Origin of the sequence: Nostoc sp. FACHB-280, from assembly GCF_014697615.1 — a bacterium.
Lineage (GTDB): Bacteria > Cyanobacteriota > Cyanobacteriia > Cyanobacteriales > Nostocaceae > Nostoc_B.
Map to the genome: position 1 here is coordinate 45,681 of NZ_JACJSD010000035.1, position 21,681 is coordinate 67,361.

Genomic DNA, 21,681 nt, shown 5'->3' on the forward strand with positions numbered 1-21,681 from the left:
AGGTAAAAGTCTTCTGCTGCTATTCTTGAAAATATTGGGTTACTACTCAGCACTCAGCACTATGGGCAGGGGACAAGGGGGACAAGGGAAGGGAGACAAGGGAGGGGAGACAAGGGGGACAAGGGGGACAAGGGAGACAAGGGAGCAATCTTTCTACCCCCTCTACCTTGTCTACCCCCTCTACCTTGTCTACCCCCACTCAGCACTCAGCACTTTCTACTTTCTCTCAGGATGTGCTATTTCCTCTTGAGAAGGACTACCCATTTGGTTAATTGTGGCAATCATCTGATACAACCGCCCTAAATCCCGTTGATTGAAGTGCAGAATTAACCGAGGTAAATCAGCAGTTTCATCTTGGGCTTCTTGGGGTAATGCTTGACTTTTTTCAATTTTGCCTTTGACTAGAATGTCACTGAATTCAGCATTCAATTGTTCGACTTCCGCGTCTGACAAATCACAACTTAAACGAATCACTAACTGATTACTAACATAGCGGCTGGAATGATAAACCTTGTAAAAACGCGTAATGGCGTTGCAGGCTACTTCCAGGTTATCTGTCACCGTGTACAAATTAGGGTCTTCTGGGCTGACAAGACCTTTCTGCACCAGTTGTTGATCAATATAATCGCTCCAAGACCGCCAATAATCACCGCCAGGATGGTCGATTAATACTAAAGGTACAGGGCCAAATTTACCCGTTTGGCTTAAAGTCATACACTCAAAAGCTTCATCTTGAGTACCGAATCCGCCAGGAAATAGCGCCACCGCATCACTTTCTTTGAGGAGGAACAGCTTACGGGTGAAAAAATACTTAAAGTTAATTAACTTAGGATCACCTTCAATAATAGGATTTGCTTGCTGTTCAAAAGGTAACTGAATATTTAAGCCAAAAGAATTTTCTCGCCCAGCGCCTTCATGACCTGCTTGCATAATCCCACCGCCGCCGCCTGTCATCACCATAAATCCTAGTTGAGTCACAGCGCGACCAAATTCTAACGCCATTTTGTATTCTGGCGTTTCTGGCGATAGGCGGGCAGAACCAAATATAGTTACTTTACGTACGTGTCGGTAGTTATAAAATAACTCGAAGCCTCGCTCCATATCCGCTAAAGCAGCCGATAATATTTTCCAATCCAGACGCTCAATGTCACTATCGGCTAGACGGATGATAGTAGCAAGGGTCTGTTGGATATATTGCCGATTTTTTAACGTCGGTAGGCGATCGATTAAGTCAACAATATCAGCTTGCAGAGACTCTAATGTGTCGAACGACGCAGATGAGGTCATGAGAACAGATGGCAGAGTGGCAATACATTCTATCTAATTTTGGAGCGATATTTACAATTTTTTTAGAATTTGTTGAAATGTCTGAGGAAAGAAAGTGGTGAGTCGGAGTCGGGAAGTCCAAAACAAAACCCCTCTAAAGAGACGCTTAGAGGGGCAAGATTTGGGTATGTATAATTTCAGTTATTCTCAAAATTACGCAAAGGCTTGAAAACACGCAGATTCTTTCGCTTATTCTTGTGATGAGTCATTAAATAATTATCAGCATAACGGAAGGCAGATGCACAATCGTAAGCTGCGATCGCTACAGCTTGCAAAAATACTTGCAGAGGAATTTCAAAACTGGAAATTCTTTCTGTGAGCAGTAATAATTCTCTATCTGTTGCTGGTACAGCGGTTTCTTCTGCCCATTCTGGCTCATTAAACAAGTCTTCAACTAGCGCCTTGGACATTTTGTACCTCCCCAAACGCATAAGAAGCAAAGCCTGCGATGAAATTTAACTGTTCTTCACGAGTTTGCAAGTTAACAGGTAGTTCAGTACTAGGAAATCCTAGTTCTCTTAAGATATCCAAACAGTAAGCACTGGTTTGACTATAGGAAGCTTGCTCCCATTTATGGGCTACTTCTTTCGCCATTTCCAGATTGACTCTAATAAATTTCATCGCAGGGCTAGTCATAAGTTGCACCCTAATAAACTGGATATTGGCAGTGTTGATCAGAACCCCAATTCAATGTAACCGTGATCTTGCTGAATTTATGAAGATGGGTAATTGAAGGATCAGCGCATTTGCGTAATTGACGGCTGAGAGAATACGCAAATTTTTCAGAATAAACAAAGACGGTCAATCGCAATGATACTTAAGTGCTGACAGTATCTACTGAAATACTGAGATTGATTATTGACTGATTTGTACTTCTTCTGCAACCCGTTTAAGGCGGCGTAATTGGGCTTGCATATCTTGTTTTGTCCACGCTGCGGCAAAATTATTAAATCCCCAACTCACGATGGGATTAGGAATCACAAACTCGAAGCGATTGAGTAAGCATGTTCCCTTTGCTACTGGTTGACATTCCCAGCGATCGCGTCCTTGAAAAAATCCCTGAAATTCCCAAACCACTAAACCTGGTTGTCTTTCTACAACCACACTTTTCAGAGTTGGTTTCACCACAGGAACTTGAATAATAAAGCGACTTTGACTGCCTATATCCGTACTCCAAACCTCACCTATAGGTTCGCAGCGCAATGCAGGATTCAGCCAACGGTGCATCAACCCTAAATCGGTAATACAGCGTTCTACAACTGCGGCTGTGGCGTTAATTTGAATTGATTGTTCAAAAACTTGGGTCATGCCAACTCACCAATCCTGTCGCTGCCCTTAGATTAACTCAAAATGGCTTGTGATCTACAAGCTCAATCGAGACTTACGCAGTGAGAAGAAAGGGTGTAAGGGTATAGGGGTGTAAGTATCTAAAACTTTTACACCGTTCGGCTGACGCTCACGACGAAGCTCCACACCCTTACACCCTACACCCAGTCTCAAGAATTTTGTGCGTCAATATTTTGTTATTTGTAACAAATTAGCCTATCTATCAATTGCCTAGATATATTTACTGGTAAATTGATACGCAAAATTCACGTAAACTTACTAGAGTGTAATTTGGCATCCTCAAATCTACTCTACTGAGTTCACAAGTATTTTTGGCAAACACATAAACTTAATACCAAAGAAACCATGAACACAAATTGGCCAGGGATAACCCGGTTGATAGACATGGGTTTGTCGATAAAAGGGCAGGAATTGTTAGGACAATCACCTAATCTGCCGTTAGATCAACCAAACTTAAACCAAGGAATTGCGGATCTGCAAGGAATTGGACAACAAGTAATTCTATATACACCAAGATTGCTAGGTGCTGTAGCAATCTTGTTGGTAGGGATACTGGTTGCTTTGGTGATAGCGGCAATAACTAGAAGCATCCTGAATCGCACAGACATTGATAATCGCATTGCGGCGGGGGTGACAGGACGCAGAGATGTTCCTCAAGTTGAGAAGTTCATCTCTGGTTTGGTCTTATGGAGCATTATTCTCATCACGGTAGTAGCTGCTTTACAGGCGCTGGGACTGGAAGTCGCTTCTCGACCCCTGAATAATTTCCTCGACCAACTAATAGGCTTTTTGCCAAAAGTTTTGGGTGCAGGCATTCTGTTAGGGGTTGCTTGGGTGTTAGCAAGTATTATCAAACTTGTGACGTTGCGAGGATTGCAGGCACTCAAACTGGATGAGCGGCTAAATCAAGAAACGTCGGAAGATACTATCAGCCTCGATCGCATTTCTTTAAGTGAGACGATCGCTAATGCTTTATATTGGTTTATCTTCTTACTGTTTCTGGCACCAGTTCTTGATACTCTCGGACTCCGACAGGCACTTTTACCAGTACAAGCCTTAATTACCGAAATTCTTTCAATCCTGCCCAACATTTTGGCAGCAATTTTAATTGCGGTGTTGGGTTGGTTTTTAGCGAATATTGTCCGCCGAATTGTAACTAATTTATTAGCCACAACAGGCATCGATTATTTAGGTAGTCGGTTTGGACTTTCATCAGCAATGGGCGCACAGTCTTTATCGACAATTATCGGCACCATTGTTTATGTTTTAATTTTGATTCCTGTAGCGATCGCCGCCCTGAATGCTTTGAAAATTGAGGCAATATCTGTACCAGCAATTACTATGCTGCAACAGATTTTAAATAGTTTGCCTGCTATTTTCACCGCCGTAGCTATCTTAATTGTCGCCTTTTTTGTGGGGCGATTTGTCGGCGATTTAGTCACTAGTGTTTTGACTAGTTTGGGCTTTAATAATATTTTTGCAGTACTGGGTTTACCCTCACCTGCTAGACAAGATGTCTATGCTGAAACACAACCATTAACCCCACTCCGCACACCTTCAGAAATTGCTGGCATTATTACTTTAGTCGGCATTCTGCTATTTGCCACTGTAGCAGCAGTGAATATTTTAAATATTCCGGCTCTAACAACATTGGTAACTGGCATTTTAATTATTTTGGGGCGGATTTTATCCGGGTTAATTGTGTTTGCTATCGGATTATTCCTGGCAAATCTCGCCTTTAATTTAATTAGCAGTTCCGGCGATCGCCAAGCGAAAATTCTAGCCCAAGTCGCCAGAATTTCTATTATTGCACTAGTTTCGGCAATGGCATTACAACAAATTGGGGTTGCCAGCGATATTGTTAATTTAGCATTTGGTTTATTACTTGGTGCGATCGCTGTTGCTATTGCTTTAGCTTTTGGTTTGGGTGGACGCGATATCGCCCGCGAACAAGTTAAAGAGTGGCTAGATTCTTTCAAGGATAAAGGCTAGTACCATAACCTATGAAAAAACCCGCTTGCAGGAATGGATTAACCATCTTGAGCGGGTTTTTTTAATTGTGACTTCTGACTACTGCTTACATCAATTTCAAATCAGGATATTCTGCGAACAAATCATCAGAAGTTAAGGTATCACCTTCAGCTTGAGGAGTCCATAAAACTTCAATTGCTAACAATTGTTCACCAGGAATACTACCCATTTGGCGCAAGGCTTGGCGTAAGTCGTCAGCAGAGTTGATAGCAGGAATTTCAAATTTACCGAGAGTTGCTGCTAACAAGGTAACGATAATATATTCCCCAGGGCCTTCAGTAATGAGGCGAGTTGGGTTGTCGAGTTCATCACTAGCAGGTAAAGCTTCTTTTGCTAAAGCAGCTTTGAGTTGGTTATTGACGTTAGAAAGAGTTTCTTCACTAAATTTGCTGCGTTCTGCCAATGCTAAACGATTGAATTGGCTTTCCGCAGAGTTTAATTTAGCTTGTTGTGTACCACCGCCACCATAGACCCAATATTCTGGATGGCGGAGTAAAGCTAGACTTGTTTCTTGGACAACTGCGGCTCTACCTTCGGGAGAGTTAGTATCAGCCAGTTCAGCAATTTTGTTGAGTGCGGGTTGCAAATCACGGGCTTGGGCTAACAAACCAACTTGCAAGCGAGTTACAGAAACATTGGGGTTGCTGTTATAACCAACTTCATCAATTCCATCACTGTTAGAACGGCGGAAACTTTGAACCAGGAAGTTAGCGATCGCAATAAAAATTAAAATTGTAAATAGACCGCCAAATCCGCCGCCAATACCCCAAAACGGTAAGAGGAACGGAAAGCCAAAACCACCACCAGGATAAGGAGCATAGTATCCGCCACCACCAGGAGGTGCGTAGGTACGAGGTGTATAAGTGCGGCTCGAAGGAACTCGAAATGAACCGCCCCCGATACGACCACCACTGCGAGCCGCTAAGGCTCCGTCAGCATGACCTAATGCTAAAGCTAATACTAAGCTGAGGACAAAGAAGGTTTTTAACAGTGGTTTGATGGTTTGTTGTAGTTTTTTACGCATAACACAGTCGCTTGAAAAATTTGATTGCTGATGATTGCATCCTATTGTTGATAGGATTTTGCGGTATGTAGCTGATGCCAGCCCGCGACTAGTAAGCGAGTATTGTATTGGCAGTAGCTTTCTGTAACATCATTAACTGTTGCTACATCTTCAATTTACCGCGACTTACCCTAGGTACACAGCAGGCGCAGGGGGGATTTCTGTAGTAGATTACCGTACCTTGGAACTTCTGCTAGAGCATAGTAACTTTGGGATCAATTAATAATTGCTCTAAAATCAGGCTAACGATGGGTGCATCCACTTTCAGCACATAGTCTTCAGGCTGAAGTCGGATGCCATACAAACAAAGCCTGCACTTCGACAAGCCCAATGACCACCTTCTCTGGTTAGGCTTCTTTCCTACTGACTGGCTACACCATACCTAAATTTAATTGCTGAAGAATACAATTCATCCAAAAAGTACTCTTAACTACTTCCAACTGACAAAAATAATTTCAATTATCAAAATAAATTGCTTATGTATTCACCAAATAGCATCAATTATTACAAAAATATATATAGGACTTGCATTTGGTTTTGAGAAAAAATACAGTAAATCCAAAAATGCTCTTTCTCTCTCTCAACACCTAACTCACAGCCTTTACAGATAATTTCAAAAATCCAACCGGATTCCTATATTTAACAAACACTTCATATAAATAACTAGTGAATCTCTATATTTAATGATTTAGAATATTTTTTAAAGGATGTTAATAAATTCACTTAAGCAAGAGGAATTGAGAATTATGTTTGTTTCCCACCACTTGGAATAAAAGAATGATAATTAAAATTGGTTATGTATTGTATTTGTCGCAAATAGTAACTTTTTTTAAACAACTTTGACAAATTTTATAATTATTTAACATTAAGTGCCAGATAAGTTTGCACTTTGGATACATGACAAATCGGTCAAAGTTCGGTTACAGAATGCAAAAATTTCACATTCTAGCTACAAGTAAATTCTGCTGCATTTTTTACAATCTCCCTTGGCTAAAATATACTTAGAGGAAAAAATAGACACATAGTTTTTAATTTATCTACTGGTCAGATGAAAATAAATTGCGATTCTAGATATATGTAGATATAGTATAAATAGCACCAAGATTAATTAGAACTAGTCAAGCAAATTTGTTACCAAAGTAACTTAAATTAGTGGGACTCACCTTGTGTAACTTCAGTAAGTTATTGGTGATGATAACTACTATTAAGTAATCAATTGATGTTAATGAAATATCAAGTCTGAGGTGAATTTTGATGAATATCGAAATTCTAAAGTGATGATGATTATCAATTGCTAACTGTTAGTGAGCAGAGCTAACTTACGGGCAGCATTATACTTATATTAAACATACAAACAAAATTATTATTTACATAAAATTACAAAAATTAACATGGAACATATTTCTCAACTAGCGCCAAACATTAGAGAAAAAACATCATGTCCAGATATTTTAGTGATATCGCGTCTATTTTTGCCACAAGAGGCGGTAATTAGTGAATATATCTATAACCGTTGTGTGCAAGATCCAGAACGGATTATTGTGTTAGCGGCTAGTTGTGCGGGAGATAAAAAATTTGATGAGACGCAACAGTTCCCCGTCTATCGCTGGCCTAATTCTAAATATTTGCTTGGAGGATTTTGGGGAAATGTTTTCCAGTCTTGGATGAATTTAGTTAGTTCATTTGTATTAGCAATTAAGCTTTATTTTCGCTATCACTATCGTTATATAGAATGGGGACACAGTTACGAGTTTCCCTCACTATTATTATTGAGCTATCTATTACCTATTCGTTTTTTTATTTATCTACACGGTTATGATATTCGCTCTGTATTAGGCAATCCCTTGTGGCGATCGCTCTTTAAGTTAACATTATCCCGCGCCACGGGCATTGTTTGTAACAGCGCCTTTACAAGAGATTACCTCAGAAACACATTCCGGTTGCAAACTCCTACCCATGTCATTCATCCCATAGTTAGACCAGAAAAATTTAGTATCGGGACAAACCAAAGTCATCTTGATAATTTACGGCTTAAGATACGCCAAAGCTACAACATTCCCGAAACCGCAATTGTCATCCTTTCAGTCGGAAGACTAGTAAAACAGAAAAGTTTTGAACAAGTGATTGAAAATCTCCCCTTACTGTTGACTATTGGGATAGATGTTCACTATGTAATTTGTGGTCAAGGTGCTTGTGAGTCAGAATTGAAAAAGATCGCACAACGCTTGCGGGTAGACCAACGGGTACACTTTGCTGGTCACGTACCTGAAAGCGAGTTAGCAGGTTACTATGGAGCTTGTGATATCTTTGCGATGCTGACAGTGAATGATAGCAAAGCAAAATTTATTGATGGTTTTGGGGTGACATATCTAGAAGCAAGTTACTTTGGTAAGCCTATAATTGCTTCTCGTTTAGGTTCTGTGATTGAGGTAGTGAGTCACGAAGAAAATGGTATTTTAGTTAACCCAAAATCTGGCTATGAAGTTTTTCAAGCCTTTAAACGCTTGTGTCAAGACCAGCAATTGCGCGAACAACTCGGTCGCAAAGGTAAAGAATTAGCGAGGCGCAAAACTCTTCACCGGATGCTTTATCAAGAAAATTAACCACCGCCAACAATAGTTACAACTTCCAAGCGATCGCCTGGTTGTACAATCGTTTGAGGCCAAAATTGGCGATGCAAAATTTCCCCGTTATACTCCACCGCCACTAAACGCGGATTGAAACCCAATTGTTGTAGTAAATCGGGTAACAACGATGGAGATGAACAACTGCGAGTTTCTCCATTTACCTGAAGGGTAATTTGCTCGGACATAACTGTTTTGAACAAGGGGCTAGAGGTTAGGGGCTAGGGGTTAGTTTTATATTTACTTAGCACTCAGCACTCAATTCTGAATGATTTCTGGTTGTGGTCGGACGCGATTTAATTGAGACAGCAAGTATTGAGTGACTAAAGTTGGCTGTTCGGCTTGCATAAGCGATCGCACTACTGCTACCCTTTCTGCACCAGCATCAATGACATCATTGATATTATTGGCATCAATGCCGCCAATGGCAAACCAAGGGATAGGGCTATTTTGGGCGGCGTAGCGGACATATTCTAAGCCGGCTGCGGCTTTACCTGCTTTGGTGGGAGTTTCGTAAATGGGGCCGACACCGATATAATCTGCGCCTTCGTTAATCGCCCTGTGCATTTCTTCCGAATTAGTAGTAGAACGACCAATGATGCGCTGTGGCCCCAATAATTGACGCGCCAAAGCAATGGGCATATCTTGTTGTCCCAGATGTACACCATCAGCATCTACAGCTAAGGCTAAATCGACGCGATCGTTCATAATCAACAAAGCGCCATAAGCATGACATAGCTGCCTAAGTATAGTTGCTTGTTCCAACCGCACAGTATCATCGGAATTTTTATCGCGGTACTGGACTAAAGTCAATCCGCCTTTGAGTGCAGATTCTACCGTGGCGAATAAATTGTCTGATGGCGATGTGACTAAATATAAATGCGATCGCCACAATAACTGATGGCGTTGATAACCCATCAAACTACTTTCTAGGGTATAAACCCGATAACGCATTTGCTTAAAAGCTTTGCCCATATTGGGGCTATATAGCTTGCCATATTCTTCCAACACCCGCAATGCTTCTTGAACACGGCAAAAGTTAGCTTGCAACAGCGACTTAATACTAGCGCGTTGTTCTTCTTGGGGATGAGATAAATCAGTGCCGATATCACCTACTGTATCTCGTGCTGCCCGTATTTCTGCTGTATGCCACTTTGCTAACTCTTGTCGCAGGTATTTACATTCTCCTGCTAACTGAGCATTATTCAACCCAAAACGACACCACTCCTCGATGATGCGTAAACCTTCACGAGTGCGGTCTAAATTAGCATCTAATATGCGGTAAACAATTTGCTGTATTTGCTCTTGTTGGCTATACGGCTCGACCATTACCACAACTCCATTAGTGCTTTCATAATAGTCAGCCTCTTTCATATATGCAATGTTTTTAGCATCATTAATTTACTAAGCAAAAGGTATTAAGAAGCAAAAAGTCTGAAGTGTGAAGTCTGAAGTCTGAAATTTTCTCCTTTGGGTGGCTGCCCCAAGGGTAGGATAATTTCATCTTTCAGCCTTGACCTTTCATCTTTGACATTTCCTTCATTAATTACTTTGTCTTTAAAATAGCCAATAGGTCAATATTGTGGGTAACATTATCGACATATTACTGTCTAAGGGTATAAGACTTTATTGTTATTTCTTAGGAGTATGGTAAAAATGGTTTCCCCCAATGTATCAGGTCAACATTATAGGCTGGCGCTCAAGCTGATAACCCTTGATCAACTGCATCCATCTTTAAATTTAGCTATACCGATAGCTTTTGGTTACTCGCTTTTGCTGTATATGTTTGGTATGGGAGTGGCAAGTTTAACTTTGCTGGCAATCAACAGTAGTGCTGTTGCTCAGATGCCATCTGTACCAAATAGAATGCCCCTGGGTGAAAGACCAATTTCTCAGGTTAATGTACTGTTTGTCAACCCAAGTATCGGGGATGACACGACAGGTAATGGTAGCGATCGCACACCGTTAAAAACTATTACTCAAGCTTTGCGTGTTGCTCAAGGTAAGACAGTAATTATGCTGGCTCCAGGTAATTACAGTGAAGAAACTGGGGAAATGTTTCCTTTAATACTACGACCGGGGATTTCCATTCAAGGTGATGCAGCTAACAAAGGTAGTGGAATTACAATTCAAGGTGGTGGCTTGTATCTCAGTCGCAGTTATGGCGGACAAAATGTCACGATTGTGGGGGCAAATCAAGCTGAATTAACAGGGGTGAGTGTAACTAATTCTAATCCTCGTGGTTATGGTTTGTGGATTGAATCAAGTAACCCTGTAGTGTCTGAAAATACATTTATCGGCAGTACTCAAGATGGTGTAGCGGTGAGTGGTAATGGCGCACCGACAATTAGTAAAAATTATTTTTATCGAAATGGAGCTAATGGTATTACCCTGAGTGGTAGTTCTCAGGCAAAAGTGCAAGAAAATATTTTTCAAGAAACTGGTTATGGCGTAAATATTACCCAAAATGCCGCGCCTGTGGTTATGGGTAATCAAATACAAAACAATCGTTCGGGAATTTTAGTCCAAGGCAAGGCGCGTCCCATTGTCCGCAATAATGTGATTGCCGATAGTCAAGAAGATGGTTTAGTGGCGATCGCCCAAGCTATGCCAGACTTAGGTAATACTACAGAAGCTGGTGGTAACGAATTTCGGAATAATACTCGCTATGATATTAATGCTAGTGCAGTCAAAGAAGCGATCGCTGCCACAGGCAATACTTTAACTAGCAACAAAATTACAGGTAAAATTGATCTGAATGCTCCAGCTACGGCTGTTGTAGATAACCCCCAACCAACCACGCCAAACACAGTTATCTCAGCCATTCCCAGCAATCCAGAAATTACTGTTTCTACTCCTAAAGCTCCACCCACACCTAATCCAGTCGCCACATTACCTACCAAACCCATCAAACCCAAATCGCCCCAACAAAAACTTACTCCTCCCCCTGGTGGCTTCCCAGTTCCCAGCAGCTTGGTAGGAACCCAACCAGCAACAAACATCCCACCAGTTTCTACAGCCAAACCAGTACCACAACCAACATCCTCACAGTTCAATTACGTGCAGATTGACACGAACACCATTGAATTTGCTGCTCCCGATTCTGTCATCCAACCAACCCCAATCCCCAATACAACAATTTCTCCAGGTAGCGCAGCCCTGTTACCCGTTCCTGATGGTAATGTTCCCCTGGGGAATACTAGCAATCTGCGAAAAGTCCCACTTCCCCAAACTAATACAAATACATACACTCAAAGTTATTTACCGCCTACAAGTAACACACGTTACCGCGTCATCGTTGAAGTAGCCAACGAACAAGAACAGGAGCTAGTAAAATTTGTAGCCCCAGGTGCATTTTCTACCATCTGGAACGGGCGTAGGGTGATGCAAGCAGGCGTATTTAGTAATCGTTCTAACGCTGATGAAATGTTAAAAAATCTCACCAATAACGGCTTACGAACTATTATTGAACCTTTGAATTAAATCATTAGGGGTGAATGGTTTTTCGCCCCTAATTATGTAAAAAAACATCAGTTTTAAAAGCTCTATAGCAATCCTATCTGAGTTGTGAAAAAGTATTTTTTTAACGTAGACGCGAAGCGGCTTCCCGTTCGCGTAGCGTCTCCCTTTGGGAGAAGGGTACCGCAAAGGACGCAAAGGACACAAAGAAGGAAAAGAAAGAGAATTTCACAAATGATTTAGGATTGCCATAAGATCCCTTGATGTTGATTTTAGCTGCAATTCCAAGCGAGGCGCACGGATGCGTCCCATAATACCTGTAGCTGCGATGCCCCAGTCTACGCTGTCATCGTCTACGGCTGGTTTATAAAGAGAATAACCAGCAACACTGGTGATAGCTTGAAGATATGCGTTGCTAAATTGTTCTTTCTGTTGATTAATGTCCACTACTCAGCACTTTACTATAGTTTCAGCTTTAATTGCAGTTCATCTTTAATGCGGTTGAGAATTGAGGCTTCATCTAGATTCGCGAGAATTTTGCTGATGACTGCTTTTGGCCCTTCTGGCCCCCAAGTTGCACCATTGGCTAAATAAGCTTTCGTGACTTGGCCAATACCGTAAGAAGAGACACCAGCTACCCCTGCTTGGGTGAGTGCAACGGTGACATAAGGTGCTAAGGTAACACCTGCTGTAGCTGGTGCAGAGATACCCAGTAAAGTTTTCAAACCACTTAAGCCCAAGTTGGCTAATAATTCACTCACACCAATACCGCCCATACTCAAGGCTATTCTTTGCAATAGTTTCACCGCACCAGCTTCAGTCATGGGGATGGCGTAGAGTTTCGATAAACCTAAAATCAAAGCAATATCAATAGCTATACTACTCAGTATATCTACGACTGTCACCGGATTGAGGGCGATCGCTAGGGCTTTAGCCATCACCGCTTTCCAAATCAATTGATTGGCGTTCTGTTCTCGAATTAAGAGTTTGCGTTGTACCAGTTGCTCATTGACAGTGTCAGCATACAACATCGAGTTCAGCGCCACTAAGGCTTTACCCTCACGTTGTAAAATCTCTAATATCTTCAGCTTTAATTCTTCAACTTGGGCGTTTCCGGGACGCAACTGCAAACCCCGACTACCATCAGAGCGAACTACCGCCGTTTTCACCAATGGAGAGGCGGCTGACATAACAATTTCTAAAGGCGTGAGTAATTCCTTTACCCGTTCATCTCGAATTTTCTCATAAATTGCCAAGCGATCGGCGGCGGGATATTGGTCAACTTTGTTAAACACCAAAATGATCGGTTTTCCTGCTTCTCGCAATTGGGAAAGGGCTTGGTGTTCTATCTTAGTCATGTCTCCCGAAATCACAAACAAAATCAAATCAGCTTGTTTGGCGATTTGTTCTGCTAAGGCGGCGCGAGTGTCACCATCAACTTCATCTAACCCAGGGGTATCAATCAGTTCTACCTGAGATTGACCAACACTCGGTAAAGTCACACGCAAAGCTCGTTCGTTTGAGCCAATAATTTCTTCGTGAATACTCCAATTAACCCGTTGTGCAGCACGAGTTACACCATGCAAAGGGCCTGTTTCAAATACTGGTTGTCCTACCAAAGCATTCAACAGAGATGATTTACCCCGTCCTACCATCCCAAAAGCAGCAATCTGCACAACCATCCGGTCTAACTTGGCCAGCATAGTTTCTAAATCAGCCAGTTCGGTTTCTAACCCTGCCTTTTCTTGTGGTGTCAGGTCAAGATTAGCTACCAAGTTTCGCAGTGCTGTTTGGGCTTGTTTATAATTCAGTTCCGCTTGAATATCTTCAAAGCTAAAAATAGCACTATCTAGTTCTTCCTCCCAATTAGGCGAGTTACTTTGGTCTGGTTCTGGCAATTTAGAAGGCATGTTAACCGGAGATTTTTGATTTACCTCATTTTTATCCTAGTTATTTTTTACAGGATATGGGGCGATAAAATTCAGTGTTCAGCCTGTCTTCACCATCCACACCAGAAAACTCAAGATTGTTTCCACTGGAGGCAGAGGATAATCACTAAAGTCAATGGTGACTGTTTGCCCTTCTAGTTTGAGAAATCGCCATTGTGTTCCACTGCTGACAGTACCGTAAATTGTTGCGATAGGCTGTCCTTTGGCTTCATTGAATCTTTGTGCAGCCACCATTTCAGCAATACACTGTCCGAGTCCTGATTTTAAATCTGATTTTTTCGCTTCAACAATTACAATTGCGGGTGCTTCCACTGTTAACTGTTCAGACGAACGACTAATGAGGAAGTCGCAGACACCGTTAAGTCCAATACTTGCATCAACGTTAAACTCTTCCCCCGAAAACACACTGATGGACGAATGGAGAATGCGGCGTACTTCCAACAGCACAGGATTGATAATTACCTCAGAACGGGCTTTTTCTGTGTCAACTGCAATTGCCCAAGGCAAATCTTCTAAAATAGCTTGCAGTCTGGAACTGGGATGTACAGGTTCGATATTTTCGGGAAAAAACCGTACTCCCTCTACAATCATCAGGCGAAAATCTTGTTTCAACCTGTCAATAGTAAATTGACTATAAGGCATAAGCTATTTGGCGTTTAAACTGCACATTCTTTAGTTGGGACTGTCATTAGTTATTTAGTCATTTGTCATTTGTATTGACCAAAGAACAAATAAGCAATGACAAACTTTTTAGATATTAAGGTCTTATTCTTGATGAGTTTCTTATGTAGCAATTCTATGTCATCTTTTACCAGCGTATCGGGTGATCCGAAAAAGTAGTAGAGTGAAGAGTGCATCTATTAGCGTTAGGAATTTGACTACAGCTTCTTATGTAGCAATTCTATGTCATCTTTTACCAGCGTATCGGGTGATCCGAAAAAGTAGTAGAGTGAAGAGTGCATCTATTAGCGTTAGGAATTTGACTACATCACCTGTGCGGAAAATTGTTATTGCCGGTAACTGGAAAATGTTTAAAACCCAGGCAGAGACTCAAGATTTCTTGCGAGGGTTTCTGCCTCATTTAGACAACACGCCCGAAGAGCGAGAAATATTATTGTGTCCTCCGTTCACCGATTTAAGCATTTTGTCTCAAAGTTTGCATGGTAGCCGTGTACAACTTGGAGCGCAAAATGTTCATTGGGAAGACTCTGGAGCTTATACTGGTGAAATTGCCGCTCCGATGCTGACAGAAATTGGTGTCCGTTATGTAATTGTCGGTCATAGCGAACGACGGCAATATTTTGGTGAAACGGATGAGACAGTTAATCTACGTCTGAAAGCTGCTCAAAAACACGGTTTAACCCCAGTTTTATGTGTAGGGGAAACAAAACAACAACGCGATTTAGGGCAAACTGAATCACTAATTACTACTCAGCTAGAAAACGGCCTAGTGAATGTAGATCAAGATAATTTAGTGATTGCTTATGAACCCATTTGGGCAATTGGGACTGGTGACACCTGTGAAGCTACAGAAGCTAACCGAGTTATTCGCTTAATTCGCAGTCAGTTAAAGAACCCCAATGTTCCAATTCAATATGGTGGCTCAGTCAAGCCAAATAATATTGATGAGATTATGGCTCAACCAGAAATTGACGGCGTGCTTGTGGGAGGAGCCAGTCTGGAACCTGAAAGTTTTGCCCGGATTGTCAACTATCAATAGTCTCATGTGCAACGCCTTTTCCCTGGCAGCGCCAGGGAATGGGTTTAACTCAGTTAAAAGTTAAAAGAATCAGACTTTATCGCTTTGTATGCCCAGTAATTTAATTATTCGGGGGCGTTGTTTTGCTTGGGGACAACGCACTTATTTAATGGGTGTGCTGAATGTGACACCTGATAGTTTTAGCGATGGTGGGGATTTTCATAGTACAGATGCGGCTTTGGCTCAAGCCCAAGCAATGGTAGCGGCTGGTGCTGACATCATTGATGTTGGTGGGCAGTCAACGCGTCCAGGTGCAGAGCAAATTAGTTTGGCGGAAGAATTAGAGCGAGTTATCCCCATCATCAAGGCAATACGCTCGGAAATGACAGTGCCGATTTCTGTAGATACAACTAGGGCATCTGTAGCGAAAGCAGCAATAGAAGCTGGTGCAGATATTGTAAATGATATTTCCGGCGGGACATTTGATGATGCGATGTTGTCGACAGTTGCGAGTTTAGGTGTGCCGATAGTCTTAATGCACATTCGGGGAACACCAGAAACGATGCAACAAATGACAGAGTATGAAGATTTACTAAGAGAAATTGCAAGTTTTTTAACAGAACAAATTTTGGCCGCAACCAAGGCAGGTATTGACCAAGCAAAAATTATTATTGATCCTGGGATTGGTTTTGCTAAGAATTATGAGCAGAATTTAGAGATTTTGCGTAACTTGCGATCGCTCACACAATTAAGGTGTCCTATCTTAGTAGGCGTATCTCGTAAAAGTTTTATTGGTCGCATTCTCAATCAACCAAATCCCAAAGCACGCATCTGGGGAACAGCAGCGGCTTGTTGTGCTGCTATTACTAACGGTGCGGATATTCTGCGAATTCACGATGTCAAAGAAATGCGTGAAGTCTCGCTAGTTGCGGATACGTTGTTTAGGTAGAGGGGCTAGGGGTTAGGGGCTAGAGGCTAGTATTTTTTACTCAACACTCAGCACTCAGCACTCAGCACTCTCTAAGCTTGACCATTCCCATTGCCTTCAGTACTTACCGTATCACCCAACATTTGGTCTAATGCGCCTTCAGAGACGCTGGGGTTGAGAAAGACAATTTTGGCATTGCTACTAGCACTAAGCTTTTGACTAGCTTCTAAATGTTCTTGGGCTACTAAATACCGGAGAATATCTTTGGTTTCTGGTTTAGCAGTGATAGCTTCCGAAAGAATGCGGATAGATTCTTTGGTGGCTTCGGCACGTTTAATAGCTGCTTGTCTGTCACCTTCAGCTTCTAAAATAGCAGCTTGTTTTTTAATTTCGGCCGCTTGTTGTTCTGCCATTGATTTCTGGACGCTTTCTGGGGGTGTAATGCTTTGAATATCTACCCGGATAATCTTCACGCCCCATTTTTTACTAGTCTCATTCACAATCTGTAACAGCGATTGATTCATTTGATTTCGAGCAGAAGTTGTTTCTGCTAGGCTTCTGTCGGCAATGTGAGTACGGAGTTCGACTGTGACTAAGTTAGAAAGAGCCACTTGCACATCTTCAACTTTATAAAAGCTGTCTTCCATACTGGTAATTTGCCAAGTGACAACACCGTCTACTTCTAAATAAACGTTATCTTTAGTAATTACTTTCTGGGGCTTAATGTCTAAAATCTGTTCTCTGGTGGTGTCTTCCATGACAATCTGATCCACCAAAGGCACGATAAAGTTTAAGCCTGGTCTGAGTGTGCGGTGTCTTTGTCCTAAGCGTTCGACTAAGGCTTCATTACCTTCATTAATAATTTTGGCTGACCCTAACGCATAGCCTACAAGGGCTAAGACTATAGCAATAATTGGCTCCATAGATGCTCCTATTTAGCAATTGGGAGAATTAACTGTTAAGGATATGGTATTTGTCCTACCTTTTAGTCTAGTCTCTTGAGTTTGTGCTTTTATACGCACTCGCTCACAAACCTAGCATCTGTGTATTTGCTACGTTTTAAGTAGATAAAACTGATTGGCAGAATGCGATCGTTATTAAAGCACCTTGATAACATACTGGCAAGAAATTTACAGCAGAAGAATCCAGTTTGGGTATTTTATTCTGACTCCTGACTTCTGATTTCTGACTTCTGCTGATTCACTTCACCGCCAAATCGAGCCAAGGCTTGACATTGGTTGGTAAGTCGGCATTCAGGCGTAGGGGGATTTCTGGTGTTGATAGAGACTGTGCATAGGCCGCTGTTAAAAATGGTTGGTAAGTTTTCGCTTCGGGGGTGAGTTGCTTGACAAAAGCTAAACTGACACCGCGCAGGAGTTGGCGCAAGGCTTGGGTTTCTGTACCACGCTTTTCTTTGACAATTGTGGAAGCTTCGCCTGCTGAATATGCGGGGTCAAGAATACTTAAATGAGTTGCACCAATGGCGGTTAATAAATATTTATTACCCTTTAACTGGCTAAAAGGTCGGATTTGGTGAGTTAAGGCAGGGGTTAAGGCATCTTCAGTGGAAGTCAAAATTAATACGGGCTTGTTAATTCGAGAAAGTCCCTGTTTCCCAAAGAGTCTACCTGTGACGGGGTTAAGAGCGATCGCACTTTTAACTCGTTCATCCCGCAACTGAAGTTTATTTTCTTTTAAAGATGCGGCGGCACACTGTAACCAATCACCAAGGGGATCAACCAAACTCAAAGAAGTTTTACAAAATTGTCGCACTTCTCCTAAATTGATTTCTCCACCCACTAAGGCTAAAGCAGTATAGCCCCCTAAAGAATGACCAATCACAGTCACTTTTTCTGTGTTGAGTTTGCCTTGCAATTGCCCTGGCTGCTTGTTAATACTTGCCAGTTCGTTGAGTAAAAAGCTCACATCCTTGGGACGCTCAATAAATTCTGCTGCTGGGAGTAATTTGGCTAAATTTCCTTGGTTGGCGGCGTTATTAATTGCTGCACCATTACTTCCAGGATGTTCAATCGCAGCAACAGTAATGCCATAACTAGTTAAATGACGTGCTAAATAGCTGGCAAATCTGCGGTTAGCACCAAAGCCGTGGGAAATCACTACCAATGGTGCTGTAGTGTCGGTTTTTGGACTCCAGTAAATATCTACTGGGATACTGCGTTGACGTTGTTTGTCTTGGAAGGTGAGAGTCTGCTGTTCTACTGCTTCTGGGCCTGTGGCGGCGGGGTCAAAACTCGGTTGAAAAGTTGTATTGGTTTTAACTGTTAAATTTCGGGCTAGGATACTACCGAGGGCTTGGCTTTGTAAGTTGTTGGGGTTAAATTCTGTAGCAATTTGTAATAATTGAGTTGCATCCAGGTCAATATTTTCTGTGGGATAAGCTTTGAGGAAACTGACCACACTCAAACCATTCACTTGACGCAACCCGATACTCATTGTTGCTTGTAGGCTTTCGACGCTACTACCGGGAATAGCTGCGGCTAAGGATGTAATTAATTGTTTGCCTTGGGGTAAGAGAGTTAATTCATCCACAAATTTGTCGGCAAATTTAGGATCTACTTGGACTCGTCGATTGAGTAAGCCTCGTAATTCTGGAGTAAATAAAGATTCGTAAGCTTGCAGAGTTTGGGATAATGTTCCAGTTTTAGCAAATTTTTCGATATCCGCGATCGCCACAGATTGCTGGAACGGGCCGAAACGAATAGTTACTGTTTCTGCGGCTAAAGTAGCGGGTATTGCCCAACCCCAACCCAAAACAAGACTCGCACTAAACAACAATCCTTGCAAGAAAGAACCCTTGCAAGGATGATTTTTAGGAAACTGCAAAGAACCTGCCATTTTCTTTGAACCAAAAGATTACCAGCTATGGGGACGTATAAAGCGTGATTATTGTCCCCAATTTTTAGCTGTATCCTAAACTAAAAACCTGTGAATAGACGCAACACGTTCAAAATTACCCCAAAGGGGCCAGAAATTGCGCTTAAAGTTTCACTAGTCTTAGTCAAACCGTTACGGCTAACGATAATCACATCATTATTTCGCAGAATGGGGTTAGTCGCCTCGTTAATACCATCAGCAAAATTGACTTTAACTACCCGTTTGGTAACAGAACCATCAGGATTCAGGCGTACCAAATCTACAGCCGCTCGGCTGGCGCGGGCATCATTAAAACCACCAGCCGCCAATAGAGCTTGGTTTAAAGAACTATTCGGCTTGAGTTCTGTCGCGCCTGGTCTTTTGACTTCACCCACCACACCAACTTGGATAGTGTTTGGAGATAAAGTTGTATTCGCCAGTTGAGTTGCTTCTGCGGCAGTCACATCAGTAGCAGTGGGGATAACAATCGTATCTCCGTCCTGGACGATAATATCTTGATTGACATCACCACTCTGGAGTAATTGCCAGAGATTAATATCAATAGTTTGTTCACTACCAGTTCTGGTGGGGCGGCGGAGTTTCAGACTGCGAATATCTGCTTGTCCGGTAATTCCACCCGCTAATTGAATAGCTCTGGTGACGGTAGGTAAACCACCTGCACCCCCTTCTGCACCACCGCCACCTGTTGTCACCAAGTAAGAACCGGGACGGTTGACTTCACCAATAATGGCGACTGTGCGGGGTGTGCTAGGACTAGCCGCAAAGTTACTGGCGGCTAAATTACGGGCTTCAGCTTTGTCGAAGTTAGACGCAGTTGGAACAAAGATGGTGTCACCATCCCGTAATGTAATATCTTGACCGACTTGACCAGTCTGTACAGCCTCTTTTAAGTTGAGGGTAACGCGCTGTTCGCCACCTCTACCGACTTTGCGTCGTACTTCTACTTGGGTGACATCTGCGGCTAAGGTCACACCTTGGGCTGTTGTTAACGCGGCTAATACAGTTGGGTATTGTACGCCAGGGTTATCTCCTGCACCACCACTAAGGCTGAGAGTATAAGAACCCGGTCTTGTGACTTCTCCCGCCACAAAAATGTTAATCGGGCGGGATGATAACAAGTTGACAGAAATTAACGGCCGTTTGAGATAGCGGGAGTACCTTCTAGCAATTTCATCCGATGCTTGTTCAGTGGTTAACCCCTGCAATGGCACACTACCAATTAAAGGTAAAGTAATTGCTCCACCGGGAGGAATTTGATATTCTCCTGTGTATTCTGGTACTTCAAATACATTCACCCGGATGCGATCGCCGCCACCCAAAGTATAAGTTGTATCTAATTGTTGAGATGTTGCTGCTGGTACCTGTTGTAGCGTTGGAATGACAGGTGTTCTATTCGGCGGGATTGTTTGTGAAGTTGGAATTACTGGTTTTGAAGCTGGTAATACTGGTTGTCCCTGAGCTAGGCTGACGGGCGACACAGCAAAATTTATAGCTGTACAAAAAGCCACACCCATAACTGGCTGGGTGAGGAATTTCAATAAACCTGTGTTAAACATATTTACCTTAGACTCTGAGACTACGATCGGCAAAGTACTGTCTAAACGTTTTTATTTGACTATACTTAAGTATTCCTGTTTCCCGACAATCTTATTTTCCTTGAAGGATACTCTTTTCCGGAAGCATAATTATTTATCAGAGTTGAATTTTTAGTAAAGTTAATTTAAAGTTCAACTTACTGAGGCACCAATTAAGCATTGATTCATAAGTGGATTCCGCAAATGCTGAATGCTGATCCTAAAATCCTCAAGTATCACTCTTCAGCCAAGTTAGAAAAGTAAAGTATAGATGATCATGTTTACTTGAAAAGGACAAGAGTTGTCCCTTACCTTTTTCCATAAGGATCAATTTATTAGCTGTATAGGGTATTTCCTATAAGTTTTTTGATAAGATTCTTGCCAAAAAATAATTATTATTTTAGATTTTTTTGCAAAAAACTACATTCATTACTTTAGGTACTTGACAAAAGAAATATTTGCGTAAAATTTTTCTAGCAACTATTGACATAACTTCTCAAGGAATTGTATTGTCAGAAAAATTACAGTTAAGATTAATTCTCAATAGTTGCTGATTCAATCAATAAAACTGTAACGCGTCAAACTTATGCTTAAAGCACATTTTAAGCGATACTTTAGTGTGTCAAATTTTGTGCTTGATCAAATTTATCGTGGCAAATTATTGAGTTTTTTCTCAGTACTTTGGATATACATTGTGCGAATGCTTTAAGCACGTTCATATCTATAAATTTGACACCAGAAACTTGATTGACGCTGAATAATTGGCGATCGCTCTTAGAGCAGGGC

Annotated in this window: 18 protein-coding genes; 5 read left to right on the plus strand and 13 right to left on the minus strand. The window is 41.8% G+C overall.

Features of this window, described 5'->3' with window-relative positions; genetic code table 11:
* Positions 1–216: 216 nt before the first annotated feature.
* From H6G75_RS22640 to H6G75_RS22655, 4 genes are all read right to left on the minus strand, one after another.
* Entirely contained in the window at positions 217–1,287 is a 1,071-nt protein-coding gene (locus tag H6G75_RS22640; RefSeq protein WP_190982227.1) for an LOG family protein, read from the minus strand.
* Positions 1,288–1,463: 176 nt separating this feature from the next.
* Complete coding sequence (locus H6G75_RS22645) at positions 1,464–1,736, minus strand: hypothetical protein (protein ID WP_190592538.1); 273 nt, start codon at positions 1,734–1,736, stop codon at positions 1,464–1,466.
* Positions 1,717–1,962, minus strand: coding sequence for a hypothetical protein (locus tag H6G75_RS22650; RefSeq protein WP_190982228.1), 246 nt, complete (start codon positions 1,960–1,962; stop codon positions 1,717–1,719). The genes H6G75_RS22645 and H6G75_RS22650 overlap by 20 nt, the downstream gene beginning before the upstream one ends.
* A 219-nt stretch (positions 1,963–2,181) precedes the next feature.
* Entirely contained in the window at positions 2,182–2,634 is a 453-nt protein-coding gene (locus H6G75_RS22655; RefSeq protein WP_190982229.1) for an SRPBCC family protein, read from the minus strand.
* Between the two features lie 384 nt (positions 2,635–3,018).
* Between H6G75_RS22655 and H6G75_RS22660 the strand changes: the two genes are divergently transcribed.
* A complete protein-coding gene (locus tag H6G75_RS22660; RefSeq protein WP_190982230.1) occupies positions 3,019–4,665 on the plus strand; it encodes a mechanosensitive ion channel in 1,647 nt (548 codons plus the stop codon).
* Between the two features lie 85 nt (positions 4,666–4,750).
* On the opposite strand, the gene H6G75_RS22665 is transcribed toward H6G75_RS22660, so the two are convergent.
* Positions 4,751–5,728: a DUF1517 domain-containing protein gene (locus tag H6G75_RS22665; RefSeq protein WP_190982231.1), complete on the minus strand. Its 978-nt coding sequence runs from the start codon at positions 5,726–5,728 to the stop codon at positions 4,751–4,753.
* Positions 5,729–7,158: 1,430 nt separating this feature from the next.
* Between H6G75_RS22665 and H6G75_RS22670 the strand changes: the two genes are divergently transcribed.
* Positions 7,159–8,370 carry a glycosyltransferase family 4 protein gene (locus H6G75_RS22670; protein WP_190982232.1) on the plus strand — a complete coding sequence of 404 codons (1,212 nt, stop codon included), beginning with the start codon at positions 7,159–7,161 and terminating at the stop codon, positions 8,368–8,370.
* Here H6G75_RS22670 and thiS read toward each other — a convergent pair.
* Both thiS and H6G75_RS22680 read right to left on the minus strand, forming a co-directional pair.
* Entirely contained in the window at positions 8,367–8,579 is a 213-nt protein-coding gene (gene thiS / locus H6G75_RS22675) for a sulfur carrier protein ThiS (protein WP_190982233.1), read from the minus strand. The genes H6G75_RS22670 and thiS overlap by 4 nt on opposite strands.
* Positions 8,580–8,649: 70 nt before the next feature.
* A complete protein-coding gene (locus H6G75_RS22680; RefSeq protein WP_190982234.1) occupies positions 8,650–9,765 on the minus strand; it encodes a thiamine phosphate synthase in 1,116 nt (371 codons plus the stop codon).
* 282 nt (positions 9,766–10,047) lie between these two features.
* Between H6G75_RS22680 and H6G75_RS22685 the strand changes: the two genes are divergently transcribed.
* A complete protein-coding gene (locus H6G75_RS22685; protein ID WP_190982235.1) occupies positions 10,048–11,874 on the plus strand; it encodes a DUF1565 domain-containing protein in 1,827 nt (608 codons plus the stop codon).
* 204 nt (positions 11,875–12,078) lie between these two features.
* On the opposite strand, the gene H6G75_RS33120 is transcribed toward H6G75_RS22685, so the two are convergent.
* The 3 genes from H6G75_RS33120 to H6G75_RS22700 all read right to left on the minus strand — a co-directional run bounded on the left by H6G75_RS33120 (position 12,079) and on the right by H6G75_RS22700 (position 14,441).
* Entirely contained in the window at positions 12,079–12,297 is a 219-nt protein-coding gene (locus H6G75_RS33120) for a DUF4365 domain-containing protein (protein ID WP_190982236.1), read from the minus strand.
* 14 nt (positions 12,298–12,311) lie between these two features.
* The gene (locus tag H6G75_RS22695; protein ID WP_190982237.1) at positions 12,312–13,760 is read right to left on the minus strand and encodes a GTP-binding protein; all 1,449 of its coding nucleotides are present in this window, start codon (positions 13,758–13,760) and stop codon (positions 12,312–12,314) included.
* A 78-nt stretch (positions 13,761–13,838) separates the two neighbouring features.
* Complete coding sequence (locus H6G75_RS22700) at positions 13,839–14,441, minus strand: hypothetical protein (protein WP_190982238.1); 603 nt, start codon at positions 14,439–14,441, stop codon at positions 13,839–13,841.
* Between the two features lie 352 nt (positions 14,442–14,793).
* On the opposite strand from H6G75_RS22700, the gene tpiA reads away from it, so the two are divergent.
* Together tpiA and folP are read left to right on the plus strand one after the other, a co-directional pair.
* Positions 14,794–15,519: a triose-phosphate isomerase gene (gene tpiA, locus H6G75_RS22705; protein WP_190982251.1), complete on the plus strand. Its 726-nt coding sequence runs from the start codon at positions 14,794–14,796 to the stop codon at positions 15,517–15,519.
* An 88-nt stretch (positions 15,520–15,607) separates the two neighbouring features.
* The gene (gene folP, locus H6G75_RS22710; protein WP_190982239.1) at positions 15,608–16,447 is read left to right on the plus strand and encodes a dihydropteroate synthase; all 840 of its coding nucleotides are present in this window, start codon (positions 15,608–15,610) and stop codon (positions 16,445–16,447) included.
* A gap of 71 nt (positions 16,448–16,518) precedes the next feature.
* Here folP and H6G75_RS22715 read toward each other — a convergent pair whose 3' ends face one another.
* From H6G75_RS22715 to H6G75_RS22725, 3 genes are all read right to left on the minus strand, one after another.
* Positions 16,519–17,349, minus strand: coding sequence for an SPFH domain-containing protein (locus tag H6G75_RS22715; RefSeq protein ID WP_190982240.1), 831 nt, complete (start codon positions 17,347–17,349; stop codon positions 16,519–16,521).
* 277 nt (positions 17,350–17,626) lie between these two features.
* Positions 17,627–19,282 (minus strand): alpha/beta hydrolase, encoded by a 1,656-nt coding sequence (locus H6G75_RS22720; protein WP_190982241.1) that lies wholly within the window; start codon positions 19,280–19,282, stop codon positions 17,627–17,629.
* 80 nt (positions 19,283–19,362) lie between these two features.
* Positions 19,363–20,877 (minus strand): polysaccharide biosynthesis/export family protein, encoded by a 1,515-nt coding sequence (locus H6G75_RS22725; protein WP_190982242.1) that lies wholly within the window; start codon positions 20,875–20,877, stop codon positions 19,363–19,365.
* Positions 20,878–21,681: the final 804 nt, after the last annotated feature.

Excerpts from the sequence above, each read along its gene's own strand:
- H6G75_RS22640 (WP_190982227.1), bottom strand. The coding sequence starts at position 1,287 with ATGACCTCATCTGCGTCGTTCGACACATTAGAGTCTCTGCAAGCTGAT.
- H6G75_RS22645 (WP_190592538.1), bottom strand. The coding sequence starts at position 1,736 with ATGTCCAAGGCGCTAGTTGAAGACTTGTTTAATGAGCCAGAATGGGCA.
- H6G75_RS22650 (WP_190982228.1), bottom strand. The coding sequence starts at position 1,962 with ATGACTAGCCCTGCGATGAAATTTATTAGAGTCAATCTGGAAATGGCG.
- H6G75_RS22655 (WP_190982229.1), bottom strand. The coding sequence starts at position 2,634 with ATGACCCAAGTTTTTGAACAATCAATTCAAATTAACGCCACAGCCGCA.
- H6G75_RS22660 (WP_190982230.1), top strand. The coding sequence starts at position 3,019 with ATGAACACAAATTGGCCAGGGATAACCCGGTTGATAGACATGGGTTTG.
- H6G75_RS22665 (WP_190982231.1), bottom strand. The coding sequence starts at position 5,728 with ATGCGTAAAAAACTACAACAAACCATCAAACCACTGTTAAAAACCTTC.
- H6G75_RS22670 (WP_190982232.1), top strand. The coding sequence starts at position 7,159 with ATGGAACATATTTCTCAACTAGCGCCAAACATTAGAGAAAAAACATCA.
- thiS (WP_190982233.1), bottom strand. The coding sequence starts at position 8,579 with ATGTCCGAGCAAATTACCCTTCAGGTAAATGGAGAAACTCGCAGTTGT.
- H6G75_RS22680 (WP_190982234.1), bottom strand. The coding sequence starts at position 9,765 with ATGAAAGAGGCTGACTATTATGAAAGCACTAATGGAGTTGTGGTAATG.
- H6G75_RS22685 (WP_190982235.1), top strand. The coding sequence starts at position 10,048 with ATGGTTTCCCCCAATGTATCAGGTCAACATTATAGGCTGGCGCTCAAG.
- H6G75_RS22695 (WP_190982237.1), bottom strand. The coding sequence starts at position 13,760 with ATGCCTTCTAAATTGCCAGAACCAGACCAAAGTAACTCGCCTAATTGG.
- H6G75_RS22700 (WP_190982238.1), bottom strand. The coding sequence starts at position 14,441 with ATGCCTTATAGTCAATTTACTATTGACAGGTTGAAACAAGATTTTCGC.
- folP (WP_190982239.1), top strand. The coding sequence starts at position 15,608 with ATGCCCAGTAATTTAATTATTCGGGGGCGTTGTTTTGCTTGGGGACAA.
- H6G75_RS22715 (WP_190982240.1), bottom strand. The coding sequence starts at position 17,349 with ATGGAGCCAATTATTGCTATAGTCTTAGCCCTTGTAGGCTATGCGTTA.
- H6G75_RS22720 (WP_190982241.1), bottom strand. The coding sequence starts at position 19,282 with ATGGCAGGTTCTTTGCAGTTTCCTAAAAATCATCCTTGCAAGGGTTCT.
- H6G75_RS22725 (WP_190982242.1), bottom strand. The coding sequence starts at position 20,877 with ATGTTTAACACAGGTTTATTGAAATTCCTCACCCAGCCAGTTATGGGT.